We start from the raw sequence: 13,932 nt of genomic DNA, 5'->3' as shown, positions 1-13,932 counted from the left end.
CGAACGGGGGTCCGGGGGCGGCAGCCCCCGGAGAAGGTCACTCAGACCAGGTTCACCGACCGGGCCGACGTCGCCCCGATCTCCGCCGAGACCTCGGCGAGCACCCCGGCGGGCACCGTGTCGTCGACGGTCAGCACGGCCAGCGCCTCGCCGCCGACCGTCGCACGGGCGACCTGCATGCCGGCGATGTTGATGCCGGCCTCGCCGATGACGCGGCCGACGGTGCCGACGACGCCGGGGCGGTCCTCGTAGCGCAGGACGACCATGTGGTCGGCGAGGGTGAGGTCGACGTCGTACTCGCCGACGGCGACGAGCTTCTGGAGGTGCTTCGGGCCGGCCAGCGTGCCGGAGACCGACACCTCCTCGCCGTCCTGCAGGGTGCCGCGCACGGTGACGACGTTGCGGTGCTCCGGGGACTCCGAGCTGGTGGTCAGCCGGACCTCGACGCCGCGCTCCTGGGCGAACAGCGGGGCGTTGACGTACGACACGGTCTCGTCGACGACGTCCTCGAAGACGCCCTTGAGGGCGGAGAGCTCCAGCACCTTCACGTCGTGCTGGGTGATCTCGCCGTAGACCTCGACGTCGAGACGGACGGCGACCTCGCCGGCGAGCGCGGTGAAGATGCGGCCGAGGCGCTCGGCGAGCGGCAGGCCCGGCTTGACGTCCTCGGCGATGACCCCGCCCTGGACGTTGACCGCGTCGGGGACCAGCTCACCGGCGAGGGCGAGGCGGACCGACTTGGCCACCGCGATGCCGGCCTTCTCCTGGGCCTCGTCGGTGGAGGCGCCGAGGTGCGGGGTGCAGACGACCTGGTCGAACTCGAACAGCGGCGAGTCGGTGCAGGGCTCCTTGGCGTACACGTCGAGGCCGGCGCCGGCGACCCGGCCCTCCTTCAGCGCCGAGTACAGCGCCTCCTCGTCGACGATGCCGCCGCGCGCGGCGTTGACGATGCGGACGCTCGGCTTGACCTTGCGCAGCGCCTCGTCGCCGATCAGGCCGAGGGTCTCGGGGGTCTTGGGCAGGTGGACGGTGATGAAGTCGGAGACCTCGAGCAGCTCGTCCAGCGACAGCACCTTGACGCCCATCTGCGCGGCCCGCGCGGGCTGCACGTAGGGGTCGTAGGCGACGACCTTCATGCCGAAGGCCGACATGCGCTGCGCGACGAGGGCGCCGATGCGGCCCAGGCCCACGACGCCGAGGGTCTTCTCGGCCAGTTCGACACCGGTGTACTTGCTGCGCTTCCACTCGCCGTTCTTCAGCGCGGCGTTGGCCTGCGGGATGTTGCGGGCGGTGGCGACGAGCAGACCGCAGGCGAGCTCGGCGGCGGTCACGATGTTGGAGGTCGGGGCGTTGACCACCATCACGCCGGCCTTGGTGGACGCGGCGACGTCCACGTTGTCCAGGCCGACACCGGCGCGGGCGACGACCTTGAGCTTCTTCGCGGCGGCGATGGCCTCGGCGTCGACCTTGGTCGCGGAGCGGACCAGGATCGCGTCCACGTCGGCGATGGCGGGGAGCAGCTCGGCCCGGTCCGCGCCGTTGCACTGGCGGATCTCGAAGTCGGGGCCGAGCGCGTCCACGGTCGCGGGCGACAGCTCTTCAGCGATGAGTACGACGGGTTTCGAGCTCACGTGAGTCCTCACAAGTCCAATGCGGACGGCCGTCCCGACGGCCGCATGCGGTGGAGGGTTGGTGGCCGCGTGGAAGACGCACGACGCTGTGGGCCTGACGCGTATGTTGTCAGCAGTCTAGTGGCGTGGCGGAGGTCGTCCTGCGCCTTGGCGGAAGGATCACCCGTCCGTGGCCGGACGGGTTGGACAACGCCGCCCCCACGACGTTACCCGGGGTTCGCCGAGGGGGCCGGAGCGGTGTGCTCCGGCCCCCTCGGCCGTGAGGGCTTACGCCTCCTCGTCGACCCAGCTCATGAGCTTGCGCAGCTCCTTGCCGGTGGTCTCCAGGAGGTGCTCGGAGTCCTGCTGCTTGTACTCGTTGTACTTCTTCAGACCGCCGTGGTACTCGTCCATCCAGTTCTTGGCGAACGTGCCGTCCTGGATCTCGGCGAGGACCTTCTTCATCTCGGCCTTGGTGGCGTCGGTGATGATCCGCGGGCCGGTGACGTAGTCGCCCCACTCGGCGGTCTCGGAGATCGACCAGCGCATCTTCTCCAGGCCGCCCTCGTACATGAGGTCCACGATCAGCTTCAGCTCGTGGAGGCACTCGAAGTAGGCGATCTCCGGCTGGTAGCCGGCCTCGGTCAGGGTCTCGAAGCCCGCCTTGACCAGCGCCGCGGTGCCACCGCAGAGGACGGCCTGCTCACCGAACAGGTCGGTCTCGGTCTCCTCGGTGAAGGTCGTCTTGATGACGCCGGCGCGGGTGCCGCCGATGCCCTTCGCGTACGACAGGGCCAGCGCGAAGCCGTTGCCCGTGGCGTCCTGCTCGACGGCGGCGATGCAGGGAACGCCGCGGCCCTCCTCGTACTGGCGGCGCACCAGGTGGCCCGGGCCCTTCGGCGCGACCATGCAGACGTCCACACCGGCCGGGGGCTTGATGAAGCCGTAGCGGATGTTCAGGCCGTGGCCGAAGAACAGGGCGTCGCCGTCCTTCAGGTTGTCCTTGATGTGCTCCTCGTAGACCTGGGCCTGGATCGGGTCCGGGACGAGGATCATGATGACGTCGGCCTCGGCGGCCGCCTCGGACGGGCTCACCACGCGCAGGCCCTGCTCCTCGGCCTTGGTCTTGGACTTGGAGCCCTCGTGCAGACCGACGCGCACGTCGACGCCGGAGTCGCGCAGCGACAGGGCGTGGGCGTGGCCCTGGCTGCCGTACCCGATGACCGCGACCTTGCGGCCCTGGATGATGGACAGGTCGGCGTCGGCGTCGTAGAACAGCTCGGCCACTGGGTTCTCTCCTTGTGTGCAGGTGTTGCGTCCCACCGTATGCCGGTGGGCGGAAGGAAGTTTCGGGGTCTCGGAATACGGGCGGCAGGAATTCCCACCGGCCGCCCGTTTCCGTCGTTAGGCGGACCGGTCGAGTGCGCGCAGCGAGCGGTCCGTGATCGAACGGGCGCCGCGGCCGATGGCGATCGTGCCGGACTGGACGAGTTCCTTGATGCCGTACGGTTCCAGCATCTTGAGCATGGCGGACAGCTTGTCGCTGCTGCCGGTGGCCTCGATGGTGACGGCCTCCGGGGAGACGTCGACGGTCTTGGCGCGGAAGAGCTGGACGATCTCGACGATCTGGGAACGCGTCTCGTTGTCGGAGCGCACCTTCACCAGGACGAGTTCGCGCTGGACGGCCTGGGCCGGCTCCAGCTCGACGATCTTGAGCACGTTCACCAGCTTGTTGAGCTGCTTGGTGACCTGCTCCAGCGGGAAGTCCTCGACGCTCACCACGATGGTGATGCGGGAGATGTCGGGGTGCTCGGTGACGCCGACGGCGAGGGAGTCGATGTTGAAGCCGCGGCGGGAGAAGAGGGCGGTGATCCGCGCCAGGACGCCGGGGGTGTTCTCCACCAGGACGGAGAGCGTGTGCTTGGACATGGTCTCTTCGGTCTCTCTCGCTCAGTCGTCTTCGTTGTCGCCGAAGTCGGGGCGGACGTCCCGGGCGGCCATGATCTCGTCGTTGGAGGTGCCGGCGGCGACCATCGGCCAGACCATCGCGTCCTCGTGGACGATGAAGTCCACGACGACCGGGCGGTCGTTGATGGAGTTGGCCTCCTCGATGACCTTGTCGAGGTCGGCCGGGTCCTCGCAGCGGATGGCGTAGCAGCCCATGGCCTCCGACAGCTTCACGAAGTCGGGGACGCGGGTGCCGCGGGCCTCCGGGTTGACGTCGTCGGGGCCGGAGTGCAGCACGGTGTTGGAGTACCGCTGGTTGTAGAACAGGGTCTGCCACTGGCGGACCATCCCGAGGGCGCCGTTGTTGATGACGGCGACCTTGATCGGGATGTTGTTCAGGGCGCAGGTGGTCAGTTCCTGGTTGGTCATCTGGAAGCAGCCGTCGCCGTCGATCGCCCAGACGGTGCGGTCGGGGACGCCCGCCTTGGCGCCCATGGCGGCCGGGACGGCGTAGCCCATGGTCCCGGCGCCGCCGGAGTTCAGCCAGGTGGCGGGCTGCTCGTACTGGACGAAGTGCGCGGCCCACATCTGGTGCTGGCCGACGCCGGCGGCGAAGACCGTGCCCTCGGGCGCGAGCCGTCCGATGCGCTCGATGACCGCCTGCGGGGAGAGGGAACCGTCCTCCGGCTGGTCGTAGCCGAGGGGGTAGGTGTCGCGCCAGCGGCTGAGGTCCTTCCACCAGGCCGCATACCTCGACGCGGCGGCCTCGCCCGTGCCGCCCTCACCGTGCTCCTTCTGGACGGCCTGCACGAGGTCGGCGATGACCTCGCGGGCGTCGCCGACGATCGGCACGTCGGCGGCGCGGTTCTTGCCGATCTCGGCCGGGTCGACGTCGGCGTGGACGATCTTGGCGTACGGGGCGAAGCTGTCCAGCTTGCCGGTGACGCGGTCGTCGAAGCGGGCTCCGAGGGCGACGATCAGGTCGGCCTTCTGCAGCGCGGTGACGGCGGTGACCGAACCGTGCATGCCCGGCATCCCCACGTGCAGCGGGTGGCTGTCGGGGAACGCGCCGAGCGCCATCAGGGTGGTGGTGACGGGCGCTCCGGTGAGCTCGGCGAGGACCTTCAGCTCGGCGGTGGCCTTCGCCTTGAGGACGCCGCCGCCGACGTACAGGACCGGCCGCTTGGCGGCGGTGATCAGCTTGGCGGCCTCGCGGATCTGCTTGGCGTGCGGCTTGGTGACCGGGCGGTAGCCGGGCAGGTCCATGACCGGGGGCCAGGAGAAGGTGGTCTTCTTCTGGAGGATGTCCTTGGGGATGTCGACCAGGACCGGACCGGGGCGGCCGGTGGAGGCGATGTGGAACGCCTGCGCGATCACCCGGGGGATGTCCTCGGCCTTGGTGACGAGGAAGCTGTGCTTGGTGACCGGCATGGTGATGCCGACGATGTCCGCCTCCTGGAAGGCGTCCGTGCCGATCGCGGAGGACACCACCTGGCCGGTGATCGCGACCAGCGGCACGGAGTCCATGTGCGCGTCGGCGATCGGGGTGACCAGGTTGGTGGCGCCGGGGCCGGAGGTCGCCATGCAGACGCCCACCTTGCCGGTGGCCTGCGCGTAGCCGGTGGCCGCGTGGCCGGCGCCCTGCTCGTGGCGGACCAGGACGTGGCGCACCCGGGTGGAGTCCATCAACGGGTCGTACGCCGGGAGGATGGTGCCGCCGGGAATGCCGAATACCGTGTCGACCCCGACCTCCTCGAGGGAGCGGATGAGGGACTGCGCACCCGTGACGTGCTCGGGGGCGGACTGTCCTCCGGATCGGGGCCGGGGCTGCGGGTGATGGGCCCCGGTGGCCTGCTCGGTCATCGGCATTCTCTTCTCGATGCTGAGGGTTTATGCGAGGTTTGTGCGACGTGCGGCTGCTGCTCGGCAGGTGCCTGTGCAACAAAAAACCCCTCGTGCCATAGGCAAGCGAGGGGAGCGCGTCGGGTGTGGGGCGCTGGACGTCCGGGTCGGTCCGGACATCACCAGCTCAGCCGACGCGCTTTCCAAGTACGAGAATTCGGGTGCGCATGGCACTGACCCTCCCCCCGGCACGCACCCACTGTCAAGTGGGTGGGACGGGAGTCTCATCATGTGAGCGGAGGGCCGTGCCACCACCCAGGACCGCGGGCAGTCCGGGGGCGACACCGCCGACGATCTGCCCGGCGGCGGCGTTGCCGATGCCGGGGCCGACGCCCGTACCGACCCCTGCGCCTCCCGTGCCCACGCCCTTCGCGTACACTCCCGCGGCACCGCGCGCGAAGGCCGGTTCGGCGGGCCCGTGCGGCACCGGGTAGTGGCCGGTCCCGAGCGCTCTGCGCAGCCGGTACTCGTCCAGCGGCCCGGAGAACGCCATGCCCTGCCCGTGTGTGCAGCCCATCGCGCGCAGGGCGACGATCTGCTCGGGCAGGTCCACCCCGTCGGCCACGGACTTCAGCCCGAGGTCGGTGGCGATGCGCAGCAGACCACTGGTGATCTTGTGCAGTCGCGCCGACTCCACCACGCCCTCGACCAGGCCGCGGTCGAGCTTGAGGACGTCCACGGGGAGTCGCCGCAGCGCGGTGATGGCCGCGTAACCGCTCCCGAAGCCGTCCAGGGCGACGCGGACGCCCACCCTCCGCAGGGCGTTCAGCCGACGGTCCAGCTCGTCCAGTCCGACCCGTGGGTCGATGTCCGACAGCTCGACCACAAGGGAACCAGGAGGAAGCCCGTGTCGGGTCAGCAGGGCCTCCACGGAACCCAGCGGCATGGACCGGTCCAGCAGCCGGCGGGCTCCGATGCGTACGGCCACGGCCACCGGCAGTCCGGCGCCCGCGCGTTCGGCGGCCTGTTCCACGGCCTCCTCGAGCACCCAGCGGTCCAGTTCGGCGGTCTTGTCGCTGCCCTCGGCCACCCGCAGGAACTCGGCGGGGGTGAAGAGCACCCCCTGCGAGGAGCGCCAGCGCGCCTGGGCGCAGACGGACGTGATCCGGCCGTCCGTCAGGGAGACCACCGGCTGGTGCAGCAGCGCGAACTCGCCGTCGTGCAGCGCGGCGCGCAGGCGCGTGGCCAGCTCGGCCTTGCGGACGACGTCCTGCTGCATCTGCGGCCGGTACAGCTCGACGCGCCCCTTGCCGGCCGCCTTGGCGCGGTACATGGCGAGGTCGGCGTTGCGCAGCAGTTCGCCCGCGCCCAGGCCCGGTTCGGCGAAGGCGACCCCGATGGAGGCGTTGACCCGGACGTCGTTGCCGTCGATGAGGTAGGGCTGCGAGAGGGTCATCCGGAGCCGGTCGGCCAGTTCCACGATGTGCTTCTCGCGGGCGGCACGGTCCCGGGCTCCGTCCCCGACGATCAGGGCCGCGAACTCGTCGCCGCCCAGCCGGGAGGCGGTGTCCCCCTTGCGGACGGCCTCGTGGAGCCTGCGGGCGGCCTGCACGAGCAGCTCGTCGCCGGCCTGGTGCCCGATGGTGTCGTTGACCGCCTTGAAGCCGTCGAGGTCGATGAAGAGCACGGCCGTGCCGCGCAGGGCGGCACCGCGGTCGGAGGCACGGCGGCCGGACAGGGCCTGCTGGACGCGCCGGGTGAACAGGGCGCGGTTGGGCAGGTCGGTCAGCGGGTCGTGTTCGGCGTTGTGCTGGAGCTGCGCCTGGAGGCGCACTCTCTCGGTCACGTCCCGGCTGTTGAAGATCAGGCCCCCGTGGTGGCGGTTGACGGTGGACTCGACGTTGAGCCAGCCGCCGCCCCCCGAGCGGAAGCGGCACTCGATGCGCGTGGTGGGTTCCTCGACCGGGCTCGCGGCGAGGAACCGGCGCACCTCGTGCACCACGCAGCCGAGGTCCTCCGGGTGGATGAGACCGGCCAGCTCGCTGCCCACGAGCTCCTCGGCGGGGCTTCCGTAGACCCCGGCGGCGGCCGGGGAGACGTAGCGGAGGATGCCGTTGGGCGCGGCGATCATGATGACGTCGCTGGACCCCTGCACCAGGGACCGGAAGTGGTTCTCCTTCTGGGCCAGTTCCTGGGTGAGGGTGATGTTGTCGAGCAGCATGATGCCCTGGCGCACGACGAGCGCGAGCACCACGGTGCCGCCGGTCAGCAGCACCACACGGTCGACGCTGCGGCCGTTGAGGACGTTGTAGAGGATGCCCAGGGTGCAGACCGCGGCGGCCAGGTACGGCGTGAGCGCGGCCAGCGACCCGGCGATGGGCCGGGCCGCCGGATAGCGGCCGCGCTCGCCCACCGGTCCGGGTCCCGGTACGGGCCCGGCCATGGCCACGGAGGTCTCCTGGCCGACGGTGCCGCGCGGTGCGGGTACGTCCTCGCGCGTCACGCCCGGGTGCCCGTCGGCACCCTCCTCGGCCATCGGCAGCCCGCGCCGGGACGCCGCCCAGGGGGCGTACGCGAGCAGCAGCGAGCCCGCGAACCAGCCCGCGTCGAGCAGTTGACCGGAGCGGTAACTGTTGTGCAGCAGCGGCGAGGTGAACAGGGCGTCGCACATCACCGTCAGGGCGAGCGCGCAGATCGCCGTGTTGACGGCCGACCGGCAGACGGGCGATCGCCTGAAGTGCAGCGCGAGCACCATGCTGACCAGTGCGATGTCGAGCAGCGGGTACGCCACCGAGAGCGCGGAGTGCGCCACACTGGACCCGCCGCCGGCCTTCGCCGCCTGGGCGAGCGCCAGGCTCCACGCCAGAGTCAGCAGCGAACCGCCGATCAGCCAGGCGTCGAGGCCCAGGCAGATCCAGCCGGCCTTCGTCACCGGCCGTTTGGCCAGCACCAGCAGCCCCACGATGGCGGGCGGAGCGAAGCACAGGAAGAACAGGTCCGCGTAACTGGGGGTGGGCACGGGCTGGCGCAGGACGACCTCGTACCACCCCCAGACCACGTTGCCCAGGGCCGCCATCGCCGAGGAGAGGGCGAACAGCAGCCAAGCCGGCCGAAAGCGGACGCTACGCCCGCGGGCGTAGAGGAAGCAGGAGACGGCGGCGGTGGCCGCGGCGGCGCCCAGCCCGAAGTCACCCATGATCTTGGCGACGTGGTCCGAACCCCAGCCGAACGCGGAGCCGACGGCGTATCCCGCGCAGACCAGGGCCAGTACGAGCTGGCGGACGAGGTTCGGTCCGCAGGCGGCGGCCGACGACCGGGGCAGCGACGGCCCGGGGGAGGACTGCGTCCGCAGTGCTCCGTCCAGGGTGGACACGGGGGGTGGCGGACTCACCGGGACCTCCCGGTCCTCGCCGCTCCCGCATTCCCCGGGCCCCGCCGCACCGGGTGAGGCCGTCTCCCGTGCCCGCTCTGCCGACGCCGGTGAGGGCCGTGCCGACCGTCGTGGCCGGCGGGACTGCCGTCCTGACCGCGTCTGCGCACGGCCGTGGTCGCGGCCGCGCTCGCGCTCGTGGTGGTCGTGCGCCAGGGTCGTCGGCGGCGGCTCCGCCGCGTCGGGTCGTTCGTCCATCGGCCGTGCATCGCCCGTCGCCCCCCTCACAGTCTGAGATGTCCATCCCCGGCGCCGAACGGTGCGCGGCGCATCCCCTGTCGGACGATACACCAGTCTCGTCACTCAGGGACATAGGCTCTCTACGCTCCGTGACGGTCGACGGATATGCGCGTACCCTGCGCATCCGGGGAGTCGCGGAGGGTACCTGAAACGGATTACGCGCCCGTCGTCAGAATCACGTTGCGCAGCGGCTCCCGGTTCACGAAACGGCTCAACTGGTCCACCAGCAGCCGCTTGGCGCGGGGCAGGAAGGCGGAGGTCGGCCCCCCTGCGTGCGGGCTGACGAGTATGCCCGGAGCCTGCCACAGGGGATGGCCGGGCGGCAGCGGCTCGGGGTCGGTCACGTCGAGGGCGGCGGTGAGGCGCCCGCTCTCCAGTTCGGCGAGCAACGCCTTCGTGTCGACGACGGGGCCGCGCGCGACGTTGACGAGCAGGGCGCCGTCCTTCATCCGGGCCAGGAACTCCGCGTCGACCATGCCACGGGTGGCTTCGGTGAGCGGTGTGGAGAGGACGACGACGTCGGCATCCGGCAGCAGGGCGGGGAGTGCGGTGAGCGGGTGCACCGGGCCGCGCGCCGTGGTGCGGGCGGAGCGCGCGACGCGCACCACCGGCGCGACCTCGAACGGCACGAGCCGGTCCTCGATCGCGGCACCGATCGAGCCGTACCCGACGACGAGCACCTTCCGGTCGGCGAGCGCCGGCCGGAACCCGCCGAGCCACTCGCCCCGGTCCTGGGCCCGGACGAAGTCGGGGATGCCGCGCAGCGACGCCAGGATCAGGGCGAGGGCGAGTTCCGCGGTGCTGGCCTCGTGCACGCCGCGCGCGTTGCACAGCCGTACGCCCGCGGGCAGGTGCTTCAGTCCGGGCTCCACGTGGTCGATGCCGGCGGAGAGGGTCTGGACGACCTGGACGGAGCGCATCCGCGGCAGCGGGCGTACGCCGATCCCGCTGGGCTTCATGTAGGGGACGACGTAGTACGCGCAGTCGGCCGGATCGGCGGGGAACGACTCCTCGCCGTTCCAGTGGTGGTAGGCGGGGCCCTCGGGGAGGCCCTCGATCTCGTCCGGCGGGATGGGCAGCCACACGTCAGGAGTCATGGTCGGGAGGCTACGTCAGGAGCGTGGAAGGGCAGAGGTTAGGTTGGGTGGCCTGACGAGGGAGGGTCACGACCAGGTGGAGCGCAGGACGATCGGCGCGACGGCACTCGCGGTGGGGGCCGTCGGACTGGGGTGCATGCCGATGAACTGGGCGTACAGCGCGTCGCGGCAGCGCGGCGAGGAGTCGGTCAGGGCGGTGCACCGGGCCCTCGACCTGGGTGCTTCCCTGCTGGACACGGCGGACATGTACGGCCCGTTCACCAACGAGCTGCTGCTGGGGCGGGTGTTGAGGGAGCGGCGGTCCGAGGCCTTCGTGTCGACCAAGGTCGGTCTGCTGGTGGGCGATCAGCACATCGTGGCCAACGGCCGCCCCGGCTACGTGAAACGTGCCTGCGACGCCTCGCTGCGCCGGCTGCAGACGGACGTCATCGACCTCTACCAACTGCACCGTGCCGACCCGGAGATACCCGTCGAGGAGACCTGGGGTGCGATGGCGGAGCTGGTCCGGGCCGGGAAGGTGCGGGCGCTCGGGCTCTGCGCGGTCGGTGCGCGGTCGGCCCGGCGGCCGGGTGCGCGGCTGCACGACGCGACGATCCGGCAGCTGGAGCGGGTGCAGCAGGTCTTCCCGGTGAGCGCGGTGCAGGCCGAGCTGTCGGTGTGGTCGCCGGAGGCTCTGCGGACGCTGCTGCCGTGGTGCGTTTCGCGCGGCGTCGGTTTCCTCGCCGCGATGCCGCTCGGCAACGGCTTCCTGACCGGCACGCTGACGCCCGGACAGGGCTTCGAGCCGGAGGACCTGCGCGCCCGGCACCCCCGCTTCACCGCCGAGATGATGGCCGCCAACCAGCCGATCGTGGCCGGTCTGCGCCGGATCGCGGCCCGGCACGGGGACGGGGTCACACCGGCGCAGGTGGCGCTGGCATGGGTTCTCGCGCAGGGCCGGCACGTGGTGCCGGTGCCGGGCAGCAAGCGGGAGCGCTGGGTGGCCGAGAACGCCGGCGCGGCCCGGCTGCGGCTGACCGAGCGGGACCTGGCCGAGGTGCGTGGGCTGCCGGCGGCGCAGGGGTCGTGGGAGTGACGCGCGGGTGATCGCCGGGTTCGGAATGCGGCGATCGGGAACTCGCGAGGGCGCGTGCGGTGTATGACAGGGGAGAACCCGCCGCGTCGAAGGGACCATGATCGTGCAACGTCGAGCCGCGTCGGCCGTGTTGACCGCCGCCGCCCTGCTCCTGGCGGCCGGCTGCTCCTCCGACGACGGAGAGCCGTCGGGCGCGGACGCGAGTACCGCCCCGAGCCGTACGGCGGCGCAGTCGTCGCCCTCGGGTTCCGCCGCCGAGGAGACGCCGCCCGCGAAGGGCTCCGTGAAGGTGGTCCGTACGGTCGCCACGGGGCTGACGAGTCCCTGGGGGCTGGCCCCGTTGCCGGGCGGTGACCTGCTGGTCTCCTCCCGTGACGAGGCGACGGTCACCCTGGTCGACGAGGAGACGGGCAAGAAGACGGAGCTGGGCGAGGTGCCCGGGGTGGCGCCGTCCGGCGAGGGCGGCCTCCTCGGCATCGCCCTCTCCCCCGACTACGCGTCGGACCGGATGATCTACGCGTACTTCACCTCGGCGTCGGACAACCGCATCGTGCGCATGCGGTACGACGAGAAGAAGCCGTCCGGTGAGCAGCTGGGCGCGCCGGACACGGTCTTCCGGGGCATCCCCAAGGGTGTCGTCCACAACGGCGGCCGGATCGCGTTCGGACCCGACGGGATGCTCTACGCGGGCACGGGCGAGAGCGGTGACACGGGCCTGTCCCAGGACAAGGAGTCCCTCGGCGGGAAGATCCTGCGGATGACACCGGACGGCGACCCGGCGCCCGGCAACCCCTTCCCCGACTCCGCCGTCTACTCGTACGGCCACCGGAACGTGCAGGGGCTGGCCTGGGACGACAAGCAGCGGCTGTTCGCGGCGGAGTTCGGGCAGAAGGCCTGGGACGAGCTGAACGCGATCAAGCCGGGCGACAACTACGGCTGGCCGGAGGCGGAGGGCGACTCCGGGGGGTCGGAGTTCCACGACCCGCTCGCCCAGTGGAGCACCGACGAGGCCTCGCCCAGCGGCATCGCCCACGCCGAGGGTTCCGTGTGGATGGCGGGCCTGCGCGGCGAGCGGCTGTGGCGTGTCCCGCTGAAGGGCACGCAGACCGCGGCCGACCCGCAGGCGTTCCTGGAGGGCGAGTACGGCCGGCTGCGCACGGTGGTCCCGGCGGGCGACGGCAAGCTGTGGCTCGTGACCAGCAACACGGACGGCCGGGGCGGCGCGAAGGACGGCGACGACCGGATCCTGGAGCTGGAGGTGACGTAGGCGCCCGCCGTCACTCGTCCTCGGTGATGGTCTCCGCCTCCTTGGGCCGCGGCAGGTGGACGACGACCTTGCCCGAGGTGAGGTCTATCGGGCCGTGGCTCGGGGTGCCGTCGCCGACGTCCTCGCGGGTCAGTTCCAGTCGGTTCTGCTCGTCGCGGGTGTGTTTACTGCCCGGGGAGAAGAGTTCCTCGAATGCGTTGAACACAAAGCCTCCGTCCGTCGGCGTCCCGTCCAGCGTAAGCCTCACTCCGCGGAACGGGAGGTGATCCGTTCGTCCGGGAACAGCGCCAGCGGGTGGGCCGCCGCCTCGCCGCGGCCGGAGACGCCGAGCTCGGCCACGACGTGCGTGCTCGACGGCGACGGGGAGAGCGGCCGTGCGGCAGCCCTCCCCGGTCCTCCCCGGTCGTCCCCGCTCACGCGGCCCGGGCGAACCGGTGCCGGCGGAACCGGGACGTATGGCTCTCCACCGGGGCGGCGCCGCGGCGGGCTTCCCGGCGAGCGGCGCGGCGGGCTTCCCGGCGAGCGGCGCGGCGGGCGCGGACGGCCTCGCGGGCCGGCCTGGCCCGGTCGGCGCGGCGGATCAGTCCGGCGGAACGGGTCTGCTGGAGCTCGTGCACGAACATGGTGTGCCCCTCGGTGAGAGGCCGGTATCCGCTTCGCTTGCTGCGGTGCCTCAGCCTTCTTCTCCCGGGCGGGTCCGCCACATCGGGCACGTTCCCGCGTCTTCGGGCGGAGGACGGGGCCTCGGACGTGCGTGAGGGGCCCCAGGGCGGCGCGTGAGGAACGCCGGCTGCCCCGAGACCCCTCAGGGGCGGGGGAGGCATCACCCCACGGACGGCACGTCCAGCATCACGTTGGTGTACTTGAGCACGGCCAGGATCAGACCGATCACGCCCAGCGCGACACCGGCCCAGGAGACCGACTTGATCCACGCGGCCTGCGGCCGGCCGGGTACGCCGAACGCGGGCCGGACCAGGACCACGACGCCGACGATCAGCGCGACCAGGGCGAAGACGCCGCCCCAGAACGCGGTGGCCTGCCAGGCCTCGCCGTATCCCTTCTCGAGCATGGTCTGGACGTTCGAGGACGCGGTCGTCTCCAGTTGTCCGAAGACCGACTCGCGAGCGGAGGCGACGGTGCCGACCCAGCTCCCCGTCAGGGACACGATGCCGAGCCCCGCGGAGACGACGGCGCCCGCGCCCTGTCCGACGCCGGTGGCGCCGTGGCTCCCGGCGCCGGTCCCGGCCTCGTCGATGGCCGCGTCGTCGAGGTCCGCGGTGCCGAGGTCCGCGGTGCCGGCGCCGTCCGGGGTCTCGGCCGCGACGGTCTCGGCCCCGGTGTTCTCAGGAGACTCCGTGGCCTCGTCCGTCTTGTCCTTGTCGGTCTTCACGCCGGTCTCGTCCACTGTCTTCGTTCCCATGTCT

11 protein-coding genes are annotated in these 13,932 nt (G+C 71.6%); 2 read left to right on the top strand and 9 right to left on the bottom strand.

The annotated features are described in order from the left end of the window. Positions 1 to 41: 41 nt before the first annotated feature. The 6 genes from serA to ACP4IX_RS24415 form a co-directional block, all read right to left on the bottom strand. On the bottom strand, positions 42 to 1,631 hold the full coding sequence (gene serA, locus ACP4IX_RS24440) for a phosphoglycerate dehydrogenase (RefSeq protein ID WP_426526355.1): 1,590 nt from the start codon (positions 1,629 to 1,631) through the stop codon (positions 42 to 44). A 267-nt stretch (positions 1,632 to 1,898) separates the two neighbouring features. Continuing rightward, positions 1,899 to 2,897 carry a ketol-acid reductoisomerase gene (gene ilvC, locus ACP4IX_RS24435; RefSeq protein WP_426526353.1) on the bottom strand — a complete coding sequence of 333 codons (999 nt, stop codon included), beginning with the start codon at positions 2,895 to 2,897 and terminating at the stop codon, positions 1,899 to 1,901. 117 nt (positions 2,898 to 3,014) lie between these two features. Next, positions 3,015 to 3,539 (bottom strand): acetolactate synthase small subunit, encoded by a 525-nt coding sequence (ilvN, locus tag ACP4IX_RS24430; RefSeq protein ID WP_239763114.1) that lies wholly within the window; start codon positions 3,537 to 3,539, stop codon positions 3,015 to 3,017. A 21-nt stretch (positions 3,540 to 3,560) separates the two neighbouring features. Then, on the bottom strand, positions 3,561 to 5,420 hold the full coding sequence (locus ACP4IX_RS24425) for an acetolactate synthase large subunit (protein WP_426556612.1): 1,860 nt from the start codon (positions 5,418 to 5,420) through the stop codon (positions 3,561 to 3,563). A 241-nt stretch (positions 5,421 to 5,661) separates the two neighbouring features. Then, positions 5,662 to 8,790 carry a putative bifunctional diguanylate cyclase/phosphodiesterase gene (locus ACP4IX_RS24420; protein ID WP_426526348.1) on the bottom strand — a complete coding sequence of 1,043 codons (3,129 nt, stop codon included), beginning with the start codon at positions 8,788 to 8,790 and terminating at the stop codon, positions 5,662 to 5,664. A gap of 434 nt (positions 8,791 to 9,224) precedes the next feature. Beyond that, a complete protein-coding gene (locus ACP4IX_RS24415; RefSeq protein ID WP_426526346.1) occupies positions 9,225 to 10,166 on the bottom strand; it encodes a 2-hydroxyacid dehydrogenase in 942 nt (313 codons plus the stop codon). Positions 10,167 to 10,242: 76 nt separating this feature from the next. Here ACP4IX_RS24415 and ACP4IX_RS24410 point away from each other — a divergent pair, with 76 nt between their 5' ends. Both ACP4IX_RS24410 and ACP4IX_RS24405 read left to right on the top strand, forming a co-directional pair. Further along, positions 10,243 to 11,241 carry an aldo/keto reductase gene (locus ACP4IX_RS24410; RefSeq protein ID WP_426526344.1) on the top strand — a complete coding sequence of 333 codons (999 nt, stop codon included), beginning with the start codon at positions 10,243 to 10,245 and terminating at the stop codon, positions 11,239 to 11,241. A gap of 97 nt (positions 11,242 to 11,338) precedes the next feature. Then, the gene (locus ACP4IX_RS24405) at positions 11,339 to 12,508 is read left to right on the top strand and encodes a PQQ-dependent sugar dehydrogenase (RefSeq protein WP_426556611.1); all 1,170 of its coding nucleotides are present in this window, start codon (positions 11,339 to 11,341) and stop codon (positions 12,506 to 12,508) included. A 10-nt stretch (positions 12,509 to 12,518) separates the two neighbouring features. Here the strand turns inward: ACP4IX_RS24405 and ACP4IX_RS24400 are convergent, their stop codons facing one another. From ACP4IX_RS24400 to ACP4IX_RS24390, 3 genes are all read right to left on the bottom strand, one after another. Continuing rightward, entirely contained in the window at positions 12,519 to 12,713 is a 195-nt protein-coding gene (locus tag ACP4IX_RS24400; RefSeq protein WP_426526340.1) for a DUF6191 domain-containing protein, read from the bottom strand. Positions 12,714 to 12,921: 208 nt separating this feature from the next. After that, complete coding sequence (locus ACP4IX_RS24395) at positions 12,922 to 13,131, bottom strand: hypothetical protein (protein WP_426556610.1); 210 nt, start codon at positions 13,129 to 13,131, stop codon at positions 12,922 to 12,924. A 200-nt stretch (positions 13,132 to 13,331) separates the two neighbouring features. After that, complete coding sequence (locus ACP4IX_RS24390; RefSeq protein ID WP_426526334.1) at positions 13,332 to 13,928, bottom strand: hypothetical protein; 597 nt, start codon at positions 13,926 to 13,928, stop codon at positions 13,332 to 13,334. Between the last annotated feature and the right edge of the window lie 4 nt (positions 13,929 to 13,932).

The sequence above is a fragment of the Streptomyces sp. WG5 genome (assembly GCF_049974565.1).
Classification (GTDB): Bacteria; Actinomycetota; Actinomycetes; order Streptomycetales; family Streptomycetaceae; genus Streptomyces.
This window is presented reverse-complemented; position numbering and strand designations above follow the sequence as displayed.